The following is a 20,123-nucleotide window of genomic DNA, read 5'->3' as shown; positions in this document are numbered from 1 at the left end:
GGCGTCACACCCGGAAGAAGACGGTCTCGCCGTCTCCCTGCAACCGCACGTCGAAGCGGTAGCCGTCACCGGTCTTCGCCGCGATCAGCGTGCCGCGCCGCTCCGCCGGGACCGTCGCCAGCACCGGGTCGGCGGCGTTGTCCTGGTCCTCGAAGTAGATCCGCGTGACGACCCGGTGGAGCAGGCCGCGCGCGAACACCGAGACGTCGATGTGCCGGGCCTGCGTGGTGCCGCCCTCGCCGGGCACCACGCCCGGGAGCACGGTGAGGATCCCGTAGGTGCCGTCGGTCTCCGTCGGGCAGCGGCCGAAGCCGCGGAAGTCGTCGTTCGCCACGCCGCGCGGGTCGTCCGGGTGGCGGAAGCCGCCGTCCGGATCGGCCTGCCAGGTCTCGATCATGGCGTCCGGGACCGGGTCGCCGTTGCCGTCGCGGACGATCCCGCGGATCCAGAACGCGCCGGGCGTGCCCTCGGGCACGACGTGCGGGCCGTCGGGCCAGGGCAGCCCGATCGACAGGTACGGGCCGACGGTCTGCGAAGGGGTGGGCAGCAGCCTGGTCATCAGTCTTCGTCCTCCTCTTCCTCTTCGAACACCGACGCGTCGCGCCCGCGCAGCACGATGTCGAACTGGAAGCCGAGCGCCCACTCGGCCTGCGTGACGTCGTGGTCGTAGCGCGAAACCATCCGCTGCCGGGCCTTCTCGTCCGGGATCGAGTTGAAGATCGGGTCCTGGGAGAACAGCGGGTCGTCCGGGAAGTACATCTGGGTGACCAGCCGCTGGGTGAACGCCGAGCCGAACACCGAGAAGTGGATGTGCGCCGGGCGCCAGGCGTTGTCGTGGTTCTTCCACGGGTAGGCGCCGGGCTTGACGGTGGTGAAGGTGTAGCGGCCGTCGCTGTCGGTCAGGGTGCGGCCGACGCCGTCGAAGTTCGGGTCGAGCGGGGACGGCCAGCGGTCGCCGGTGTGCCGGTAGCGGCCGCCCGCGTTCGCCTGCCAGATCTCGACGAGGGAGTCGCGCACCGGACGGCCCTCGCCGTCGAGAAGCCGCCCGGTGACGATGATCCGCTGGCCCTGCGGTTCGCCGGCGTGCTGCCGGGTGAGGTCGTTGTCGTGCTCGCCGAGACGGCCGGGCCCGAGCAGCGGGCCGGTGACCTCGGTCAGCATCTGCGGGAGCAGGACGAGGTCCTGCTTCGGGTACCGCAGCGCCGTGGAGCGGTACCCGCTGGAGTCGAGGGGCGGGTGGGTGCCGTCGGGGTCTTCCCCGTAGCGCGGCAGCCTGAATTCGGTCGGAGTGGCCACTTCGGTGTCTCCTTTACCGGCCTTCGAGGACGACGGCCAACCCCTGGCCGACGCCGATGCAGATGGCAGCCAGACCCCAGCCACCGCCGCGGCGGTGCAGGTCGTGCGCCAGGGTGCCGAGGATCCGGCCGCCCGACGCGCCGAGCGGGTGCCCGATGGCGATCGCGCCGCCGTGGGTGTTCACGATCTCCGGGTCGAGGTCCTTCCAGTCGCGCAGGCAGGCCAGCGACTGCGCGGCGAAGGCCTCGTTGAGCTCGACCGCGGCCAGGTCGTCCCAGCCGATGCCGGCGCGTTCGAGGGCGATCTCCGCCGCGCGCACCGGGCCGATGCCGAAGACGTCCGGGTCGACGCCCGCCGCACCGCGCCCGGCGATCCGGGCGAGCGGGGCCTTGTTCAAGCGGCTCGCGGCGGCTTCGCCGCCGAGGAGCAGCGCCGAGGCGCCGTCGTTGAGCGGGGACGCGTTGCCCGCGGTGACGGTGCCGTTCTCCGTGCGGAACACGGGCTTCAGCTTGGCGAGCTTCTCGGGACTGGAGTCCGGGCGGATGCCTTCGTCCCGGGCCAGGTCGACGCCCTCGACCGGGACGACCAGGTCGTCGTAGAAGCCCTCGTCCCAGGCCTTGGCGGCGGTGACGTGGCTGCGGGCGGCGAACGCGTCCTGCTCGTCGCGGCCGATGCCGTAGCGCTCGGCGAGCTGTTCGGTGGACTCACCGAGGGAGATCGTCCACTGCGACGGCATCGCCGGGTTGACCATGCGCCAGCCGAGCGCGGTGTTGTACAGGGTCTGGTTGCCCGTGGGGAACGCCTTCTCCGGCTTCGGCATGACCAGCGGCGAGCGGGTCATGGACTCGACGCCGCCGGCGACGACGAGGGAGGCGTCCCCGACCTGGATCGCGCGGCTCGCCTGGATGGCCGCGTCGAGGCCCGAGCCGCAGAGGCGGTTGACCGTGCTGCCCGGGACGGTCGTGGGCCAGCCGGCGAGGAGAGCGGCCATGCGGGCGACGTTGCGGTTGTCCTCGCCCGCGCCGTTCGCGTCGCCGAGGGCGACCTCGTCCACTGTGGACGGATCCAGGTCGTTGCGCTGCTGCAGGGCGCGCAGGACGCCGGCGGCGAGGTCGTCGGGGCGGACGCCGGCCAGCGCGCCGCCGTAGCGGCCGAACGGGGTGCGGATCGCATCGAGGATGTAGACGTCGGTCATGCGCTTGCCTTCTCCAGGTCTCGCAGGAGGGTCAGCTCCTGCTCCGTGGGGGCCGGGGTGGTCTCGAGATCGTCAGCCACCTTCAGTTTCCACCCCGTGGCCGCGATGGCGCGGTCGAGGTCCACGCCGGGGTGCAGCTCCGTCAGCGTCAGCTCCGCCGTCTCCGGGTCGGGGCGCAGCAGGCCCAGGTCCGTCACCACCAGCGTCGGGCCGCGGCCGGGAAGGCCCAGGCGCTCGCGGTCGCCCTTGCCCGTTCCGTGGCCGAACGACGTCACGAAGTCGACCTTCTCCACGAAGGCCCGGGGGTTCTGGCGCAGGACGACGAACACCTCGCCGCACGAGGCCGCGATCTCCGGGGCGCCGCCCGCGCCGGGCAACCTCACCTTCGGGTCGCGGTAGTCCGAGCCGATCACCGTCGTGTTGATGTTGCCGAACTTGTCCAGCTGGGCCGCGCCGAGGAAGCCCACGTCGATGCGGCCGGGCTGGAGCCAGTAGTTGAACACCTCCGGCACGCTGATCACCGCGTCCGCCGTGTCGGCCAGCTCGCCGTCGCCGATGGACAGCGGCAGGCGGGACGGCTTCGCGCCGAGGCAGCCGGATTCGTAGATCAGCGTCAGGCCCGGCGCGTGCGCGCGGCGGGCGAGGTTCGCCGCCTTGCTCGGCAGGCCGATGCCGACGAAGCAGGACGTGCCGTCGCCGAGGGCACGAGCCGCCGCGACGCTCATCATCTCGTCGGAGGAGTACTGAGCGCTCATGCCGTCACCCCGGTCAGCTCGTTCAGCCACTTCGTGAACTCCCCGCGGTCGCGCCCGATCTCGTCCCACGCCTGGTACGCCGCGTTGTCCCGCTCGTAGTACCCCGCCGCGTACGACGGCTTCGCGCCACCGGGAACTTCGGCCACCGCCGTGACCACCCACGCCGGGAGCACCACCGCACCCGGACGCGGCGCCAGCTCCTCGACGATCTCCTCGACCGTCACGATCGAACGCTTCGCCGCCAGCACCGCTTCCTTCTGGACACCGGTGATGCCCCACATCTGGACGTTGCCGGAGCGGTCCGCGCGCTGCGCGTGGATGACCGTGACGTCCGGGTTCAGCGCCGGGACCGCCGTCAGCTTCTCGCCGGTGAACGGGCAGGTGATCGGCTTGATCGTGGCGGTCTGCGCCGGCAGGTCGGTGCCGGTGTAGCCGCGCAGCACCGCGAACGGCAGGCCGGACGCGCCGGCGACGTACCGGTTCGCCATGCCCGCGTGGCTGTGTTCCTCGATCTCCAGCGGCACCGGCCAGTCGTGCTGGACGGCGTCACGGAAGCGGTGCAGCGAGCCGACGCCCGGGTTGCCACCCCACGAAAAGATCAGCTTGCGCGCACAGCCGGCGCCGATGAGCTGGTCATAGACGATGTCGGGGGTCATCCGCACCAGCGTGAGGTCCCGGCGGCGTTGCCGGATGATCTCCTGCCCGGCCGCGACCGGGATGAGGTGCGTGAACCCTTCGAGCGCGACGGTGTCGCCGTCGTGCACCAGCCGGGCCACGGCCTCCTCCAGCGACAGCAGCTCCGCCATCACACCCTCCGCACAGTTCGAGTCATCCAGAGTGTTCGCATCACGCACACTCGTTCTGCAACCGAACATAGCACGGCGACCGCGCGCCCGACCAGATGTCTTCCACCCAATGGATGACGCACGCAGGCCGGAGGGGGCTTTTCTCGCCGCGCAGCGAGAAAAGTCCCCTTCGGGAAGAAAGTCAGCCGATCCGGATCAGCCGCGAGCCGTGGGGCGGCACGGCGGACGCCGTCCACGTGCCCCGGAACCGCCCCAGGTCCTGACGTGCGACGAGGTCACGCACCGGCCGCGCCCCCGGCATCCCCAGGTCCACCGTGATGTCCGACGGCGTGGAACCCAGGTTGTAGACAGCCGCGTACCACCGGCCGTCCGGCGCGCGCTTCGTCCACACCTGGAAGTTCCCGCCGGCGACCCGGGTCGGGTAGGAACCGGCGTGGTCGACCGCGATGACCTCGGGGTTCGTCAGGATCGACACCGCGGAAGCGTCCAGGAACCAGATGTCGCCCCCGACGTACAGCGGCGACGACGCCATCGACCAGAACGTCAGCACGCTCTGCCGCTCGACGTCGGAGAGCCCGTCCTGGATGCCGCTGCCCGCGTTCTTGCCGATCGGCACCCGCAGGCGCGCGGACGCCGTTCGTCAAGCCGTTCATGGGCTGGAGCAACTGGAGCCTCGAGTCGTCGACCCGCGCGGAGTACGGCACTTCGTGGCTGAACGACGCGCGCGTCCGGGACGCCGCGGACGCGCTGGCTTCGAAGCTCAAAGCGTGGTCTTCGCCCCCGAATCGGCGGCGTTCTTGTTCAACGGGTCCGAAGTGCAACCCGCGAGGGCGGCACCCCCGGCGAAGAGGACGGAACCGACCAGGAAGCTTCGACGATTCAGTCTGGATGTCACAGGGCTCACTCCTTAGACGCTCTCGACGACGAAAAGGCGCTGGATGGCGACGGCGGCCGCGCCTCGCGCCCACTCCTCGAACGGCATTGGCCGGATCACCAGGCGGCACCGCGCGGCACTGCCGAACGCCTGGACCGCGAAGGTCCGGCGGATCTGGTCCTCGAACAAGTCGTAGGTGGCGACGCCTTCCCCGGAGACCACCACCCGTTCCGGGCCGAACAGGTTGACCAGCGCGGCCAGGCCGAGCCCGATCGCGTGCCCGGCCCCGGCGAACACCCCGCGCAGCGGTTCGTCACCGCCGCGAGCACGCGCCACCGCGTCTTCCATGGTCAGCGCGGGTTCTCCGGAGACGTCGCGAGCGCGGGTCAGGATCGCCTCGGTGGACGCGATCGCCTCGACGCAGCCCCGCCCGCCGCAGTGGCAGGACGGGCCGCCGTCGGCGACCGGGACGTGCCCGATCTCCCCGGCGACCCCGTGGGCGCCGCGGACCAGACCGCCGTTCACGACCAGTGCGCTGCCGATCCCGGTACCCACCGTGACCAGGGCGAACGACGACGCGCCCACGCCTTCGCCGAACCACTGCTCGGCGACGGCGAGGGCCTTGACGTCGTTTTCGAGGGTCACCGTCAGGCCGGTGGCGTCCTCCAGAAGTGAAGCCAGCGGGACGTCCCGCCAGCCGAGGAACGGGGAGTACCGGACGACGCCGGACGCTCGGTCGACGTCGCCGGACACCGCGACGCCGAGGCAGTAGGCGCGGTCGCGCAGGGTGCCGTCGAGCAGCTCACCGACGAGGTCGGCCAGTGCGCGGACGACGTGGTCGACGTCATGGCTGGTCAACGTGTGGTGGGCGCCGGCCCTGACGTCGGCGCGCAGGTCGGTGACCACGCCGATCAGGTCGTCGCCGGTGATCTTGACGCCGACGAAGTACTCGCGGTCCGGCCGGATCGCGAGGGGGTTCGCCGGGCGGCCGGCGCCGGGGGCGGTGCGGCCGCCGGAGGCGAGTTCTTCGAGGTAGCCGGCCTCGATGAAGGGCCGGGCGGCCTTGGTGACCGCGGCGGACGAGAGCCCCGTGCGGCGGGCGACGTCGACGCGGGACACCGGCCCTTCGGTCAGGACCGTGGTGAACACGGTCGCGGCCGCGGGGCTGGTGATCGGCGCCCTTGCCGGTGCACTGCGAGGCATGGCCGGAAGGGTAGAGAGATTTAATTAACTTCGTCAAGAATTTATTTCTGCGCTGGTCAGCTCTACGCTGTCGGACATGTCGCTCGTCGAACACGACCCCGCGCGCCGGCTCTGGCTGCTGCGCACCCCCGAGAGCTCGTACGCCTTCCGGCTGGACGCCGACGACCGCCCGCGGCACGTCCACTGGGGCCCGCCGCTGACCCTGGACCAGGCCACGCAGGTCGCCGCGCGCCGCAACCCGGCCGACAGCAGCTTCGACGAGCCCGGCGACGACCGGCAGGAACTCCCGGCCGAGGGCGGCGCCTTCTTCGGCGTCGCGGCACTGGCCGTCCGGTACGCCGACGGCACTTCGGCGCTCGAGTGGCGCTACGACGGCTTCACGCTCGAAGACGACACGCTCACCGTGCGGCTCGCCGACCGGCACTACCCCCTGGAGCTGTCCCTGCACTACCGCGTCCGCGGCGACGTCGTCGAGCGCTGGACGTCGCTGCGGCACACCGGTTCCGAAGAGCCGATCGCCTTGCTGCGCACGGATTCCGCGTCGTGGACGCTCCCGCGGCGCGACGGCGCGCGGCTGAGCCGGACCTCCGGCGCGTGGAGCGCCGAGTACGGCGTGCTGCGCGAACCGCTGCCGGTCGGCGAAACCACGCTCACCAGCCGTCGCGGCGCCTCCAGCCACCAGGTCAACCCGTGGGTGATGCTCGACGCGGGCGACGCGACCGAGACCGCCGGCGAGGTCTGGAGCAGTGCCCTCGCGTGGAGCGGGAGCTGGCGGATCACGGTGGAGCACACGCACACCGGCCGCGTCACGTGGACCGGCGGGTTCGGGCACGAGCACGTCGCCTGGCGGCTGCAGCCCGGCGAGACGTGGGAGACGCCGGTGTTCGCCGGGCTCTACGCGGCCGACGGCTTCGGCGGCACCAGCCGGCGCTGGCACGCGTACGTCCGCGAGTTCGTCCAGCCGCACGCGAGCGAGCTGCGGCCGGTCGTCTACAACTCCTGGGAAGCGACCGGCTGGGACCTCGACGAGCAGACCGAGACCGAGCTTGCCGCGGCGGCCGCCCGGCTGGGGGCGGAACTGTTCGTGATGGACGACGGCTGGTTCGGCGCCCGCACCGGCGACTCGGCCGGGCTCGGTGACTGGACCGCCAACGACCAGCGTTTCCCGCGCGGGCTGGGGCCGCTGGTCGAGGCGGTCCACGCGCACGGGATGCGGTTCGGGCTGTGGGTCGAGCCGGAAATGGTCAACCCGGACAGCGACCTCTACCGCGCGCACCCGGACTGGGTGCTGCACATGGCCAACCGCTCGCGGACGACGTTGCGCAACCAGCTCGTGCTGAACTTCGCCCGCCCCGACGTCGCGGACTGGGCCCACAAGTGGCTCGACGGCCTGGTCGGCGAGCACGGCATCGACTACCTCAAGTGGGACATGAACCGCGCGTTCACCGAGGCGGGCTGGCCGGAGGCAGGTTCGGACGCGCACCGGCTGTGGGTCGGCCACGTCCGGGCGGTCTACGGGATCCTGGACCGGCTGCGCGCCGACCACCCGAACCTGCGGATCCAAGGGTGCGCGGGCGGCGGCGGGCGGACCGACCTGGGCATCCTCGCGCGCACCGACGAGATCTGGGCGTCGGACAACACCGACGCCGCCGACCGGATCACCATCCAGCACGGCTACGGCCAGCTCTACCCGGCGGGCACGATGTCGGCCTGGGTGACCGACAGCCCGAACCCCGGCACCGGACGGGAGGCGCCGCTGAGCTTCCGCTTCCACGTGGCGATGGCGGGCGTGCTCGGCCTCGGCGGCGACCTGCCGCGCTGGACCCCGGACGAACTCGCCGAGGCGGCGTCGCTCGTGGCGCTGTACAAGGAGATCCGGCCGGTGGTGCAGCACGGCACGCAGTACCGGCTGGCGGATCCGGCGGTCTCGGCGCTGACGGCGGTGCAGTACGTGCTCGGCGACGACGTAGTCGTCTTCTTCTGGCGGCGGCCGACGGAGTTCGCGCGGCCGTTCACCCCGCCGCGGCTTGCGGGGCTGGATCCGGCCGGGTTGTACCGCGGCCAGGACGGCGTCGTGCACCACGGCGCTGTGTTGCTGAGCCACGGATTGGACGTCTCGTTGCCGGGAAGCGGGTACGCGAGCGCGGTGGTGCGGCTGACGCGTGTGGGCTGAATTGTCGGTGCCGTGACCTAGGCTGTCGTCGTGGCCAAGATCGCGGTGACCCGATGGATTCCCGACGACGCGGTGAAGCTCCTCGCCGAAGCAGGCGATGTGGAGGTTTCCCCCGCCGATCGTCCGCTGACGCCCGCGGAACTGCACGAGTTCGCCGGCGGCGCGTCGGCCGTGGTCGGCATGCTGCACGACCGGCTCGACGGCGCGCTGGCCGACGCCGCCGGGCCGGGGCTGAAGGTGGTCGCGAACGTCGCCGTCGGGTACGACAACGTCGACGTCCCGGCGCTGGCTTCGCGCGGCATCGTCGTCACGAACACGCCGGGCGTGCTCACCGACGCCACCGCCGATCTCGCCTTCGGGCTGCTGCTCGCCGTCACGCGGCGCCTCGGCGAAGGCGAACGGCTGCTGCGTTCGGGCACGCCGTGGTCGTTCCACCTGGGCTTCCTGCTCGGCTCCGGGCTGCAGGGCAAGACGCTGGGGATCGTCGGGTTCGGGCAGATCGGCCGGGCGATGGCGAACCGGGCGTCGGCGTTCGGGATGTCCGTCGTCTACTCCGGACGGTCCAAAAAGGACACCGAGGCCGAATACGTGTCGTTCGGAGAACTGCTGGCGCGCTCGGACGTCGTCTCGCTGCACTGCCCGCTGACGCCCGAGACGCGGCACCTCATCGACGCCGCCGCGTTGCGCGCCATGAAACCCGGCGCGTACCTGGTGAACACGACCCGCGGCCCGGTCGTCGACGAAGCCGCGCTGGCCGACGCGCTGGAAGCCGGCGAGATCGCCGGCGCCGCGCTCGACGTGTTCGAGAAGGAACCCGAGGTCGAACCGCGGCTGCTCGGCCGGGACGACGTCGTGCTCAGCCCGCACCTGGGCTCGGCGACGGTCGAGACCCGCACCGCGATGGCCGTGCTGGCCGCGCGCAACGTCGCGGCGGTACTCGCCGGGCGTCCCCCGCTGACGGAGGTGAAGCCGTGACCCGGGTCGTCATCGCGCCCGACAAGTTCAAGGGCAGTCTCACCGCGGTCGAGGCCGCGGAGGCGATCGCGCTCGGCGTGCGCGACGCCCTGCCGGACGCGGACATCGTCACCTGCCCGGTCGCCGACGGCGGCGAAGGCACCCTGGATGTCCTGGAAGCGGCGGGCGCGCGGATCGTGCGGCTGACGGTTCGCGGGCCGCTCGAGGAGCCGGTTCAGGCGCGGTACGCCGTGCTGGACGGCACCGCGTACGTCGAGTCCGCGCGCGCGTGCGGCATCGAATTCGTCGAGCCTTCACCGGCGACGGCGCTGGCCGCGCACACCTGGGGCGTCGGCGAACTGCTGGCGGACGCGCTGATCCACGGCGCGAAGGGGCTCGTGCTCACGGTCGGCGGCACGGCCAGCACCGACGGCGGGGCCGGGATGCTGGGGGCGCTGGGCGCCGGCGTGCTCGACGCGTTCGGCGCGCCGATCGGCCTGGGCGGCGGGACGCTGACGCGGGTGGCGTCGACGGAGCTGACGCCGGTGCGGGAGCGGCTGGACGGCGTGCGCGTGGCGGTCGCGACCGACGTGACGAACCCGCTGCTGGGCCCGGCGGGCGCGGCGGCGGTGTTCGGGCCGCAGAAGGGGGCCGGGCCGTCGGAGGTCGCGCTGCTCGACGAGGGCCTGGGGCGGTGGGCGCACGCGCTGCAGGTGGGCGGTGCGCCGGACGTCTCGCGGGTGCCGGGGTCGGGCGCCGGTGGGGGGGTCGCGGCGGCCGCGATCGCTCTCGGTGCGAGTGTCGAGTCCGGTTTCGATCTCATCGCGGGACTGACCGGGGTGGATGCGGCGCTGGAGGGCGCGGATCTGGTCATCACGGGCGAGGGATCGCTGGACGAGCAGAGCCTGAACGGCAAGGCCCCGGCGGGGATCGCCGACCGGGCTCGGCCGCGTGGGGTGCCGCTGATGGCGCTCGCGGGACGGATCCAGCTCGATGCGGCGGGACTGGCGCGGCTGGGGGTGGTGGGAAGCAGCGCGCTGATCGACCACGCGCCTTCGCTGGACCACGCCCGCAGTCATGCGGCGGAGTTGCTGCGGAGCCGCGCGGCCGTGCTGGTGCGTGCTTGGCGGGAGGGGTAACGCGAGCGGACGGGCCGTTCGCACCCGAGGAGCGAACGGCCCGTCCGCCGCGGTCAGCTGGTGTGCTGGGGCAGCACGGCGAACGCCACGCCGCCCGCTTCGTCCTCCTGGACGTCGAGCACCTTGTCGTCCAGCAGGGCTGCCGCCTGGGGCTCGAGGAACACCTTCGGGCCTTCCTCGGTCCCCAGCACGCTGTCGCCCTCTGCCGGTTCGGGAGCCACCGACAGCGCCAGCTGGGCGCTTTCGCCGTCGGCGTTTTGAACCGCCAGGCGGAGCCCGGCGTCGCCCTCCCCCTGGCTCGTCAGGGCGGTGATCGCCTCGGCGGCGGCTTCGGTCACGGTCAGCATCTTCGGCCTTCCCTTCGTCGCGGTCCGATGCACTCGTGCCCCACGCTAGGGGCGGCCGAACGGACGTGCAGTCTGAGCGGATCAGCCCTGGCGGGCCGCGCGAATGGCGTCCGCCACCGACTCGCCCGCGTAGTCCGTCGTCTCGCGGCGGCCCTGGTTCGAATGGCGGCGTGGCACCGTGTCCTCCGGGACCACCGGCTCGAAGTCCGGTGGTGCGTCCTCGATCGTCTCGTCGAGTTCCACCGCCGGGGTGGCCGCCAGCGGGCGCTCCGGGACCGGCTCCGGCTCGGCGTCCGGCACCTCTTCGGCCAGGCGCTGGTCCATCGGCTCGCCTTCGCGCATCTCCCGGGGCGTGGTGCCGTGGCGGTTCGCCGCACTCCAGTGCTCGGGCGGCTCCATACCCTCTTCGAGCGAGTCCACTCGTAACTCGTCCTCGTCCAGCGCCTCGCTGGGGCTCAAGCTCTGCGGTTCGGCCGAGTCACGGTCACTCACTGGCCCTCCTGACGCGTCGGAAAGAGTGTCGCCGGTGACCTACCCCGGCCGGCCGGGCGGCGAAACCCCGCGGTGTCACCGGGATCACATTTCTTCAACGGGTTTAACACATTCACAAGTTTGTGAATGCGAGGTAGGTTGGGATCATGGCCACCACCAGGTGCGCACCGGAGCACCGGCTGCTCGCCACCGACCCGGACCGCCACCACGAGCTCGGCACCCACGCGGCGTGGTACGTCGTGGCCGGCGTGGTGACCACCGGCCTGCAGGCCGCCCTGTTCCTCCTGCTGCGCGACGAGCTCGGCTCCCAGGTGGCCAACTTGGTGGCGATCGCGCTCACCACGGTCGGCAACACCGAGTTCCACCGCCGCGTCACCTTCGCCGGACGCCCCAGCAACGCCGGGAAGCGGCACCTGCAGGACGTGCTCACCTTCGCCTTCTACGCCCTGTACGGCTCGGCCGTGCTCGCCATTCTCGACGCTGTCGTCGACCGGCCGACGTCGTGGGAGGAGACCGGCACGCTGCTGCTGGCCAGCCTGGTCGGCGGGTTCGTGCGGTTCGCCGTGCTGCGCTGGTGGGTCTTCGCGCACCGCACCGGACCGGCCGCGGCCGCCCACACCGGCTAGCGTCTGCGGACGTGGCCCCGGACAACAGCGAGCTGGACGACACCAAGCCCCACGCGGGCGGCACCGAACCGGACTACCGCTTCACGCTGGCCAACGAACGCACCTTCCTCGCCTGGCTCCGCACTGCCCTGGGGTTGCTCGCGGGCGGGGTGGCCGTGCACCAGCTGGTGCCGTCGCCGGCCGCCGCGAGCGCGGTGCTCGCCGGGCTGAGCGTCGCACTGGCCGCCGTCCTCGCCGCGACCGCGTACCCGCGGTGGCGCCGGGTCCAGATCGCGATGCGCGCCGGGGGACCACTGCCGCCCAGCCGGATGATCCTGGTGCTGACGGGCGGCCTGCTGGCCCTCATCGTCGCCGCGGCCGTACTCCTGATGGTCTCGTGAGTGACACGAAAGGCAGCGGACGGTGACGGCCGGAAAAAACGCCCCGTCCACCAGGCTTCCCCGGCGAGCCGGACAGCCGGACTCGAGCAGGCGGCCGGTTCAGACGCGAATACCGCCGGTTCGCGATTATCGTGACGTCAAAAGTACCGCCACGCCGTCCGAGATCCGACCGTGACCACCCCCACTGGTGCCCAGGCCGAGCGCACCGGGCTCGCCTGGCGGCGGACCGCACTGGCGTCCGCCGCCTGCACGGTACTGCTCCTGCACTCCGCCGCCCAGCGCCATTGGGGTGGCACGCTGATCCCCGTTTTGCTCGCCGCCGGCACATCTGCCCTGCTCGCGGCCATCGGGATGCGCCGCGAACGGTCCTTGCGAGCCGCCGAACCGGGGCCGCCGGACCGGATACTGCCCGCGATCGCGTCGCTCGCCGTGACCGTGACCGCCACTTCCGTGCTCGTCTTCCACTGACGAGTGAACTCGGCACATCCTGAAACCGATTAATCGCAATGTGCGGGCGCGGGTCGCGGGAACATCACGGTCGATACTGCTAACGGGGTATTGGTCGTTGAAATCTGGACTGACCCGCCTGGAGGTGCTTACGATTACCCTGCGTCGCACGGACCGCAGATGAGCCCCTTCTTCACCGGAGCATCTGCGATGGATCAGTTACGGAGTGTTGAACCCCCGGCAGCGACGGTCGAGGGTCGGCCGGGGAGACGACCATGACAGCACCGCCGAGTACCACCGAACAATCCGCTTCCAGCCTTCGCGATTATCGCACTCCCGAGTCATTGCCCCGCCCGGGCGGACGGCTCACCAAGGAGGACCTGGACCCCCTCGTCAAGGACGCGGGCGAAGGGAACCCGGCCGCGATCCACTCGCTGCTGCAGATGATCGAGCCGGTGGTGGTCCGCTACTGCCGCGCACGCATGGGCGGCCGCGACCTCTCCTACCTGTCGGCCGACGACGTCGCCCAGGAAGTCTGCCTGGCCGTCCTCAAGGCCCTGCCCGACTACCAGGACCGCGGCGGCTCCTTCCTGTACCTGGTCCACGCGATCGCCGCCAACAAGGTCGCCGACGCCTACCGCGCCGTCGCCCGCGACCGCTCCGAGCCCGTCCCCGAACTCCCGGAGCGTCCGCTGGTCGCCGGCAACGAGCCGGAGAGCCACGCGCTGCACCTCGACCTCGGTGCCCGTCTCGGCCGGCTGCTCGCCTCCCTGCCCCGGGTGCAGCAGGAGATCCTGACCCTGCGCATCGCCGTCGGTTTCTCGGCGACCGAAACCGCCGAAGCGCTCGGGATCTCCGCGGGCAACGTCCGCGTGACGCAGCACCGCGCGCTGACCCGGCTGCGCGGCATGATCCACGCCGACGAGTTCTGACAGACCACTGCGCGCGAGCGGGCGGGGTGACCTCGTTTACCCCCTGGAGGGGGTCGCCCCGCCCGCATCCAGCCCGTACGCCGTGCGGGCGTTGTGCTCGAAGACGGCCAGTCGCTCGGCGTCCGACAGCGAGCCCGTCAGTGCGATCGCCGCGTCGACGACCACCTCGTAGGACGCCGCCAGCTCGCAGACCGGCCAGTCCGAGCCGAACAGCAGGCGTTCCGGGCCGAACACGTCGAGGACGTGATCGACGTACCGGCGCAGGTGCCCGACCTCCCAGCCCGTCCAGTCCGCCTCGGTGACCAGGCCGGACAGCTTGCACACGACGTTCTCGCGCGCCGCCAGCGCGGCCACGCCGGACGCCCACGGCTCCCACTCCCCCGTCGCGATCGGGGGCTTCGCCGCGTGGTCGAGGACCAGGCGCAGCTGCGGCAGGCGCAACGCCACCTCGGCCGCGGCCGGCAGCTGAGAGGGACGGACCAGCAGGTCGAACGCCAAGCCCGCCGCCGCCACGGTGCTCAGGCCGGCCACCACCTCCGGGCGCAGCAGCCAGTCGTCGTCCGGCTCGCCCTCCACCTGGTGCCGGATCCCGGCCAGCGGGCCGTCGAGCGCGGCCAGCCGGTCGGCGATGTCCGCGGCCGTGAGGTCCACCCAGCCGACGACGCCCGCGATCACCGGCTCCGCGGCCGCGGTCGCGAGGAACTCCGCCGTCTCCTCTTCCGAGGACACCGTCTGGACCAGGATCGTCGCGTGCACACCCGCCGCCTTGGTCACCGCCCGCAGGTCGTCGACGGTGTACGGACGGCGGATCGGGTCCATGGCCGCCCCCGCCATCCACGGGTACTCGCGCCGCGAGGGGTCCCACAGGTGGTGGTGCGCGTCGATCATGAGACTCCTTCGGCGATGACGACGTCGGCGCGCAGCAGACCCGCGTCGGCCAGCTCGGTCCACAAGGCCGGCGGCACGAGCGCCCTGGCCCGCCGCGCGTTCACGGTGACCTGGTCCGGATCATGCGCGCCGACGACCACCGACACCACCGCCGGATGCGCCATCGGCAGCGCCAGCGCCGCTTCCGGCAGCTCGACGCCGTGCCGAGCGCAGACCTGGGCGATCCGCCCGGCCCGCTCGACCAGTTCCGTCGGCGCTTCGGCGTAGTCGTAGACCCGGCCCGGTTCGGCGGTCGCCAGGATGCCGCCGTTGAACGCGCCCCCGACCACCACGCGGACGCCCCGCTCGGCGCAGAGCGGGAAGAGCTCGTCCAGCGCGGGCTGGTCGAGCAGGGTGTAGCGGCCGGCCACCAGCAGGACGTCCAGGTCGGTGCGGCGCACGAACTCGGCCGGCATCGGCGTCTGGTTCATCCCGGCGCCGAACCCGCCGATCACGCCCTGCTCGCGCAGCTCGCGCAACGCCGGGAAGGCCCCGGAGAGCGCCTCCTCGAAGTGGTCGTCGGGGTCGTGGACGTAGACGATGTCGACGCGGTCGAGCCCGAGCCGCGTCAGGCTGTCGTCGAGGGAGCGCAGGACGCCGTCACGGGTGAAGTCCCACCGGCGCTTGTACGCGGCCGGGACGGCGAAGCCCTGGTCGTCGAGGGCGCCGGCGCCCTCGGGGTTCGGCTCCAGCACGCGACCGACCTTCGTCGAGAGCACGTACTCGTCCCGCGGGTACGAGCGCAGCGTCGCGCCGAGCCGGGTCTCGGACAGGCCGAGGCCGTAGTGCGGGGCGGTGTCGAAGTAGCGGACGCCCTCGTCCCACGCGCGCCGGACGGTCGCGGCCGCCGTCTCGTCGCTGATCGCGTGGTACAGGTTGCCCAGCTGCGCGCAGCCGAGACCCAGCGGGGACAGGGAGAGTTCCAACGCGGTCACTCCTTCACCGGCAGCATCGCCGTGCAGTCGTCGACTTCGAGGACGTGGAACAGGCCGAGACCGTTACGCGCGGGCTTGCGCCGGGTGTGCGGAGCCACCCGTTGCGGTGGGCGCTGGTGGGTCGTCGCCCCTCCTTCGCCGGGACATGGCACGCTGGGGAGGAACACCGAAACATCCGAGGTCTGTTGCAGGGGAGGGCGGACGCGATGCCCGTCACCGATGTCGCGATCGACAAGATCAAGGACATGATCATCTCCGGCGAGCTGGCGCCGGGCGACCGGCTGCCGAAGGAGGCCGAGCTGGCCCAGCGGCTCGGGCTGTCGCGCAGTTCCCTGCGCGAGGCCGTCAAGGCGTTGTGCCTGATCAGGGTCCTGGACGTCCGGCAGGGCGACGGCACGTACGTCACCAGCCTCGAGCCGAACCTGCTGCTCGACGCCATGACGTTCGTGGTCGACTTCCACCGCGACGACACCGTGCTCGACTTCCTGGCCGTGCGCCGGATCCTGGAGCCCGCCGCGACCGCCCTGGCCGCGCAGCACATGAGCGACGCGGACATCGCGGAGCTGGGCACGCTGCTCAGCGAGCTGGAGGACTCGCCGACCGTGGAAGCGCTGGTCGCCAACGACCTGCAGTTCCACCGCAAGATCGCCGACGGCTCCGGCAACCCGGTGCTCTGCTCGCTGCTCGACAGCCTCTCCGGGCCGACCGCTCGCGCCCGGATCTGGCGCGGCCTCACCCAGGAAGGCGCGGTCGCGAAGACCCGCGAACAGCACACGGCGATCTACGAGGCCATCGCCGCGCGCGAGCCGGAAGTGGCCCGCTCGTGGGCGACCGTGCACGTCGCGGGCGTGGAGCAGTGGCTGCGCAACGCCCTCGGCACCGCGGACGACCCGACGGTGCCCGACTCGGACGCCGAGCCGGCCGCGGAAGCTTCCTAGCCGCACACTCACCTCCCTGCCGTCGTGAGTGGTAATTCGGGTTAGAACCCGAATTACCACTCACGACAGCCGCGGCAGACTCGGAACGTCGGATCTTCACGCGACCGGGGTCAGGTCTGTGGCTTCCCACCGGCGTACCGGGCGATGATCAGGGCCACCAGGATGATGGCGCCGTAGATCGCCCCCTGCCACTCCGCCGTGACGTGCGCGTAGTTGAGCAGGCTCGACACCGACGACAGCAGCAGGACGCCGGTGAGAGCGCCGACGAGCGTGCCCTTGCCGCCGTCGAGCGAGACGCCGCCGATCACGGCCGCCGCGAAGACCTGCAGGATCATCCCGGAACCCTGGTTCGCGCCCAGGGCCCCGACGTAACCGGTGTACGCGAGCCCGCCGATCGCGGCCAGGATCCCGGCGACGACGAACACCGCCCACGCGATCCGGTCGACGCGCACGCCCGCCGCCCGCGCGGCTTCGCGGTTGCCGCCGATCGCGTACAGCGCGCGGCCGACGCGGTGGTAGCGCAGCACCCAGCCGGCGACCGCGAACAGCAGCGCCGCCAGCCACACCGACATCGGCAGGCCGAGGAACGTCGTCGTCGCCAGGTCGGTGAACGAGTCCGGCAGGTTGAACAGCGTCTTGCCCTTGGTCGAGCCGACCTGCACGCCGCGGAGCACGGTGAGCATGGCCAGGGTGACGATGAAGGCGTTCAGCTTCAGCTTCACGATCAGGAAGCCGTTGACGAACCCGACCAGCGCGCCGCACAGCGGGATCACCAGCAGCCCGGCCGCGGCAGGCAGCTCCATGCCGAAGCCCGCCGACGCCGCCGGGATCACGACCATCGCGCCGAGCGCGGGTGCCAGGCCCATCGTCGATTCGAGCGACAGGTCGAACTTCCCGGTGATCAGCACCAGCGACTCGCCGAGCACGACCAGCGACAGCGCGGCCGACGCGGTCAGGATGCTGACGATGTTGCTCCAGCCGACGAAGGTGTCGTCGACCAGGCCGCCGATGAGGAACACCACGACCAGCGCGGGCAGGAGCGCGAGTTCACGCAGCCAGCCGGCTTTCCGGCGCCGAGGTGGGGCCGGCAGCTCCGTCTGGGGAGAGGTCATCACGTCGGTCACGAAAGCACGACTCCTTCGATGTCGGCCACGAGGTCGCCGTCGGACCACCCGGCCTGGTGTTCGGCGACGACGGCCCCGGCGCGCAGCACCAGGACCCGGTCGCTCAGGCGCAGGTCGTCGAGCTCGTCGCTGACGATCAGCACCGCCTTGCCCTCGGCGCGCACCCGGTCGACGACCGCGAGCAGCGCCTCCTTCGACTTCACGTCCACGCCGGCGGTGGGGTTGATCAGCACCACGACCCGCGGATCGCCGATCAAGGCCCGGGCCAGCACGACTTTCTGCTGGTTGCCGCCGGACAGGTCCGCCACCGGCTGCTCGGCGCTCGCGGCCACGATGTCGTAGTCGGCGAGGGCCTGCGACGCCCTCGCGAACCGGGTGCGCGGCGACGCGATCCCGCCGCGGCCCAGCTTGTCCAAAATGGACATCGTCGCGTTGTCCGCGATCGAGTGCTCCAGGACCAGGCCTTCGTGGTGCCGGTCGCGCGGCACGCACCCGATCCCGGCCCGCAGCGCCGCCGGGATGTCCCCGGGGCGCAGCGGCGAGCCGTCGACGCGGATCGTGCCGGCGGACGGCGTCCGCAGGCCGTAGACGGTCTCGGCGACCTGGTGCTTGCCGCTGGCGTTGCTGCCCGCGAGCCCGACGACCTCGCCGCGGCGGAGCCGGAACGAGACGTCCCGGAAGCCGTCGCCGGAGAGCCCGTCGACCGCGAGGATCTCCGCGGCATCGTCGTCGAGCGCCTCGCGGGAAGCGGCGTCGCGCACCGACAGGCCGCCCGGCTCGCCGGTCATCGCGTCGACCAGTAGGGCGCGGCCGACCTCGGACACCGGCGCGGTGAGGACGTGCTTCGCGTCGCGCAGCACGGTCACCGCCTGGCAGACCTCGTACACCTCGTGCAGGTGGTGCGAGATGAACAGGAACGTCACCCCGCCCGCCTGCATCTGGCGCATCCGCTCGAAGAGCCGCTCGATGGCCTGGCTGTCCAGCTGCGCGGTCGGCTCGTCGAGGACGATGAACCGGGCGCCGTAGGACAGCGCGCGGGCGATCTCGACGAACTGCCGGTCCTCGACCGAGAGGTCCCCGGCCGAGGTGTCGACGTCGACGTGCACGTCCCACGAGTCGAGCAGCTCGCGGGCCTTGCGCCGCAGCGACTTCCAGCCGATCGAGAACCCGTCGCCCGCCTGCCGGTTGAGGAACAGGTTCTCGGCGACCGTGAGCTGCGGGACGACCATCGCGTGCTGGTACACGCAGGCGACGCGCGCCTTCCACTCGTCCTGTTTGGACAGTGCAGGGGCCGGCTCGCCGCCGAACTCGACGTGCCCGGTGTCCGTGGCGGACAGGCCGGTGAGGATGGAGACGAGCGTCGACTTGCCGGCCCCGTTGCGGCCGACGAGCGCGTGCGACTCGCCGGGGTGCACGGTGAGGCTGACGTCGTGCAGCGCCACGGTCGGGCCGTAGCGCTTTCCGACACCTACAGCGCTGACCACCGGGACGGCGGATTCGCCGGCGGGCAGCGCGGTCACAGGTTGTTCCCCCAGAGGGCCTTGTCGTCCACGTTGTCCTTGGTGATGACGGGCGCGGGCAGCTGGTCCTCGAGGATGCCGGGGCTGATTTCGACGATGGTGCTGCCGTGGTCGGTCGGCCCGGCCTTGAACGTCTCGCCCGCCATGGCCTTCTTCAGCCAGTACAGGCCGTACTTCGCGTACGCGTCGGCCGGCTGGGACACGGTGGCGTCCAGCTCGCCGGCCCGGATCGCGGCCAGCTCCTGCGGGATGCCGTCGTTGGAGACGAGCACGATGTGCTTCGGGTCCCCGACCGGGAAGAACAGGTTCTTGCGCTTGAGGGCCTGCTCGGTCGGGGCCAGGTAGACGCCGCCGGCCTGCATGTAGACGCCCTTGATGTCCGGGTTCGCGGTCAGCATGCTGTCCAGACCGGAGGACGCCTTGTCGGCCTTCCACTCGGCCGGGATCTCCAGCACCTGGATGCCCGGGTACTTCTGCTTCATGCAGTCGCGGAAGGCTTCCGAGCGGTCGCGGCCGTTGACCGAGGCCAGGTCGCCCATGATCTGCACGACCTTGCCGGACTTGACCTTCTCGCCGATCGCTTCGCAGGCCTTGGTGCCGTAGGCCTTGTTGTCGGCCCGCACCACCATGGCGACCTTGCCGCTTTCGGGGGCGACGTCGACCGCGACCACCGGCACGCCCTTGTTCTCCGCCTGCTTGAGCCCGGCGACGATGGCCGCCGAGTCCAGCGGCGTCACGACCAGGCCCTTGACGCCCTGGTTGAGGAAGGTGCCGATGTCGGTGATCAGCTTCGCGGGGTCGCTGTCGGCGTTGACCGTCGGGAGGACGTCGACGCCCTCTTCCTTGGCCATCTTCGGGACGTAGTTGTTGTAGGCCTGCCAGAACGGCGAGGTCAGCAGGGGCAGCGTCGCGCCGACCTTGCCGCCGGGATTGCCACCACCCGCCGCGGGTGCCGCGGCGTTGTCCTTGGTGGACCCGCAGGCGGCCAGTACCAGGCCGCAGGCGGCGACGGCCGCCACCTTGATCACCTTCGTGCGCACAGCATCCTCCTTGATGACGG

22 protein-coding genes are annotated in these 20,123 nt (G+C 71.8%); 8 read left to right on the top strand and 14 right to left on the bottom strand.

Going from position 1 to position 20,123, the window contains the following annotated elements; translation table 11 throughout:
• Positions 1-4 precede the first annotated feature (4 nt).
• From pcaG to ACLJQF_RS00975, 7 genes are all read right to left on the bottom strand, one after another.
• Positions 5-559 (bottom strand): protocatechuate 3,4-dioxygenase subunit alpha, encoded by a 555-nt coding sequence (pcaG, locus tag ACLJQF_RS01005; RefSeq protein ID WP_410606276.1) that lies wholly within the window; start codon positions 557-559, stop codon positions 5-7.
• Positions 559-1,296, bottom strand: coding sequence for a protocatechuate 3,4-dioxygenase subunit beta (pcaH, locus tag ACLJQF_RS01000; protein WP_410606275.1), 738 nt, complete (start codon positions 1,294-1,296; stop codon positions 559-561). The genes pcaG and pcaH overlap by 1 nt, the downstream gene beginning before the upstream one ends.
• A gap of 13 nt (positions 1,297-1,309) precedes the next feature.
• Positions 1,310-2,491 (bottom strand): thiolase family protein, encoded by a 1,182-nt coding sequence (locus ACLJQF_RS00995; protein WP_410606274.1) that lies wholly within the window; start codon positions 2,489-2,491, stop codon positions 1,310-1,312.
• On the bottom strand, positions 2,488-3,246 hold the full coding sequence (locus ACLJQF_RS00990; RefSeq protein WP_410606273.1) for a CoA-transferase subunit beta: 759 nt from the start codon (positions 3,244-3,246) through the stop codon (positions 2,488-2,490). Before ACLJQF_RS00990 ends, ACLJQF_RS00995 begins: the two co-directional genes overlap by 4 nt.
• Positions 3,243-4,052, bottom strand: coding sequence for a CoA transferase subunit A (locus ACLJQF_RS00985; RefSeq protein WP_410606272.1), 810 nt, complete (start codon positions 4,050-4,052; stop codon positions 3,243-3,245). The genes ACLJQF_RS00990 and ACLJQF_RS00985 overlap by 4 nt, the downstream gene beginning before the upstream one ends.
• 181 nt (positions 4,053-4,233) lie before the next feature.
• The gene (locus ACLJQF_RS00980) at positions 4,234-4,668 is read right to left on the bottom strand and encodes an alpha-galactosidase (RefSeq protein ID WP_410606271.1); all 435 of its coding nucleotides are present in this window, start codon (positions 4,666-4,668) and stop codon (positions 4,234-4,236) included.
• Positions 4,669-4,959: 291 nt separating this feature from the next.
• Positions 4,960-6,129, bottom strand: coding sequence for an ROK family protein (locus ACLJQF_RS00975; RefSeq protein WP_410606270.1), 1,170 nt, complete (start codon positions 6,127-6,129; stop codon positions 4,960-4,962).
• Between the two features lie 76 nt (positions 6,130-6,205).
• Here ACLJQF_RS00975 and ACLJQF_RS00970 point away from each other — a divergent pair, with 76 nt between their 5' ends.
• The 3 genes from ACLJQF_RS00970 to ACLJQF_RS00960 are packed head-to-tail and all read left to right on the top strand — an operon-like array spanning position 6,206 to position 10,395.
• Positions 6,206-8,302, top strand: coding sequence for an alpha-galactosidase (locus tag ACLJQF_RS00970; protein ID WP_410606269.1), 2,097 nt, complete (start codon positions 6,206-6,208; stop codon positions 8,300-8,302).
• A gap of 30 nt (positions 8,303-8,332) precedes the next feature.
• Positions 8,333-9,277, top strand: a complete 945-nt coding sequence (locus tag ACLJQF_RS00965) for a 2-hydroxyacid dehydrogenase (RefSeq protein ID WP_410606268.1) — start codon at positions 8,333-8,335, stop codon at positions 9,275-9,277.
• Positions 9,274-10,395 (top strand): glycerate kinase, encoded by a 1,122-nt coding sequence (locus ACLJQF_RS00960; RefSeq protein ID WP_410606267.1) that lies wholly within the window; start codon positions 9,274-9,276, stop codon positions 10,393-10,395. The genes ACLJQF_RS00965 and ACLJQF_RS00960 overlap by 4 nt, the downstream gene beginning before the upstream one ends.
• 53 nt (positions 10,396-10,448) lie before the next feature.
• Here ACLJQF_RS00960 and ACLJQF_RS00955 read toward each other — a convergent pair whose 3' ends face one another.
• Both ACLJQF_RS00955 and ACLJQF_RS00950 read right to left on the bottom strand, forming a co-directional pair.
• Positions 10,449-10,742 carry an iron-sulfur cluster biosynthesis family protein gene (locus ACLJQF_RS00955; protein ID WP_410606266.1) on the bottom strand — a complete coding sequence of 98 codons (294 nt, stop codon included), beginning with the start codon at positions 10,740-10,742 and terminating at the stop codon, positions 10,449-10,451.
• An 81-nt stretch (positions 10,743-10,823) separates the two neighbouring features.
• Complete coding sequence (locus ACLJQF_RS00950) at positions 10,824-11,234, bottom strand: hypothetical protein (RefSeq protein WP_410606265.1); 411 nt, start codon at positions 11,232-11,234, stop codon at positions 10,824-10,826.
• 146 nt (positions 11,235-11,380) lie between these two features.
• Between ACLJQF_RS00950 and ACLJQF_RS00945 the strand changes: the two genes are divergently transcribed.
• The 4 genes from ACLJQF_RS00945 (at position 11,381) to shbA (ending at position 13,619) form a co-directional block, all read left to right on the top strand.
• Positions 11,381-11,860 (top strand): GtrA family protein, encoded by a 480-nt coding sequence (locus ACLJQF_RS00945; protein WP_410606264.1) that lies wholly within the window; start codon positions 11,381-11,383, stop codon positions 11,858-11,860.
• An 11-nt stretch (positions 11,861-11,871) separates the two neighbouring features.
• The gene (locus tag ACLJQF_RS00940) at positions 11,872-12,240 is read left to right on the top strand and encodes a YidH family protein (RefSeq protein ID WP_410606263.1); all 369 of its coding nucleotides are present in this window, start codon (positions 11,872-11,874) and stop codon (positions 12,238-12,240) included.
• A 171-nt stretch (positions 12,241-12,411) separates the two neighbouring features.
• Positions 12,412-12,708 (top strand): DUF202 domain-containing protein, encoded by a 297-nt coding sequence (locus ACLJQF_RS00935; protein ID WP_410606262.1) that lies wholly within the window; start codon positions 12,412-12,414, stop codon positions 12,706-12,708.
• 323 nt (positions 12,709-13,031) lie between these two features.
• Complete coding sequence (gene shbA, locus ACLJQF_RS00930; RefSeq protein WP_410606261.1) at positions 13,032-13,619, top strand: RNA polymerase sigma factor ShbA; 588 nt, start codon at positions 13,032-13,034, stop codon at positions 13,617-13,619.
• A gap of 36 nt (positions 13,620-13,655) precedes the next feature.
• Here the strand turns inward: shbA and ACLJQF_RS00925 are convergent, their stop codons facing one another.
• Together ACLJQF_RS00925 and ACLJQF_RS00920 are read right to left on the bottom strand one after the other, a co-directional pair.
• A complete protein-coding gene (locus ACLJQF_RS00925) occupies positions 13,656-14,507 on the bottom strand; it encodes an amidohydrolase family protein (protein WP_410606260.1) in 852 nt (283 codons plus the stop codon).
• Positions 14,504-15,472: an aldo/keto reductase gene (locus tag ACLJQF_RS00920; protein WP_410606259.1), complete on the bottom strand. Its 969-nt coding sequence runs from the start codon at positions 15,470-15,472 to the stop codon at positions 14,504-14,506. The genes ACLJQF_RS00925 and ACLJQF_RS00920 overlap by 4 nt, the downstream gene beginning before the upstream one ends.
• Before the next feature lie 215 nt (positions 15,473-15,687).
• Here ACLJQF_RS00920 and ACLJQF_RS00915 point away from each other — a divergent pair, with 215 nt between their 5' ends.
• A complete protein-coding gene (locus ACLJQF_RS00915; protein WP_410606258.1) occupies positions 15,688-16,419 on the top strand; it encodes a FadR/GntR family transcriptional regulator in 732 nt (243 codons plus the stop codon).
• A 110-nt stretch (positions 16,420-16,529) separates the two neighbouring features.
• Here the strand turns inward: ACLJQF_RS00915 and ACLJQF_RS00910 are convergent, their stop codons facing one another.
• Genes ACLJQF_RS00910 through ACLJQF_RS00900 form a run of 3 tightly spaced genes read right to left on the bottom strand, consistent with a single transcriptional unit; the run spans position 16,530 to position 20,103 of the window.
• Complete coding sequence (locus ACLJQF_RS00910; protein WP_410606257.1) at positions 16,530-17,543, bottom strand: ABC transporter permease; 1,014 nt, start codon at positions 17,541-17,543, stop codon at positions 16,530-16,532.
• Entirely contained in the window at positions 17,540-19,063 is a 1,524-nt protein-coding gene (locus tag ACLJQF_RS00905; protein ID WP_410606256.1) for a sugar ABC transporter ATP-binding protein, read from the bottom strand. The genes ACLJQF_RS00910 and ACLJQF_RS00905 overlap by 4 nt, the downstream gene beginning before the upstream one ends.
• Positions 19,060-20,103, bottom strand: coding sequence for a sugar ABC transporter substrate-binding protein (locus tag ACLJQF_RS00900; RefSeq protein WP_410606255.1), 1,044 nt, complete (start codon positions 20,101-20,103; stop codon positions 19,060-19,062). The genes ACLJQF_RS00905 and ACLJQF_RS00900 overlap by 4 nt, the downstream gene beginning before the upstream one ends.
• Positions 20,104-20,123 lie beyond the last annotated feature (20 nt).

The organism is Amycolatopsis sp. lyj-109 (assembly GCF_046548995.1).
Classification (GTDB): Bacteria; Actinomycetota; Actinomycetes; order Mycobacteriales; family Pseudonocardiaceae; genus Amycolatopsis.
This window is presented reverse-complemented; position numbering and strand designations above follow the sequence as displayed.

Coding starts and splice junctions, on each gene's coding strand:
- pcaG (WP_410606276.1), bottom strand. CDS start 559: ATGACCAGGCTGCTGCCCACCCCTTCGCAGACCGTCGGCCCGTACCTG.
- ACLJQF_RS00995 (WP_410606274.1), bottom strand. CDS start 2,491: ATGACCGACGTCTACATCCTCGATGCGATCCGCACCCCGTTCGGCCGC.
- ACLJQF_RS00990 (WP_410606273.1), bottom strand. CDS start 3,246: ATGAGCGCTCAGTACTCCTCCGACGAGATGATGAGCGTCGCGGCGGCT.
- ACLJQF_RS00985 (WP_410606272.1), bottom strand. CDS start 4,052: ATGGCGGAGCTGCTGTCGCTGGAGGAGGCCGTGGCCCGGCTGGTGCAC.
- ACLJQF_RS00975 (WP_410606270.1), bottom strand. CDS start 6,129: ATGCCTCGCAGTGCACCGGCAAGGGCGCCGATCACCAGCCCCGCGGCC.
- ACLJQF_RS00970 (WP_410606269.1), top strand. CDS start 6,206: ATGTCGCTCGTCGAACACGACCCCGCGCGCCGGCTCTGGCTGCTGCGC.
- ACLJQF_RS00955 (WP_410606266.1), bottom strand. CDS start 10,742: ATGCTGACCGTGACCGAAGCCGCCGCCGAGGCGATCACCGCCCTGACG.
- ACLJQF_RS00945 (WP_410606264.1), top strand. CDS start 11,381: ATGGCCACCACCAGGTGCGCACCGGAGCACCGGCTGCTCGCCACCGAC.
- ACLJQF_RS00925 (WP_410606260.1), bottom strand. CDS start 14,507: ATGATCGACGCGCACCACCACCTGTGGGACCCCTCGCGGCGCGAGTAC.
- ACLJQF_RS00915 (WP_410606258.1), top strand. CDS start 15,688: ATGCCCGTCACCGATGTCGCGATCGACAAGATCAAGGACATGATCATC.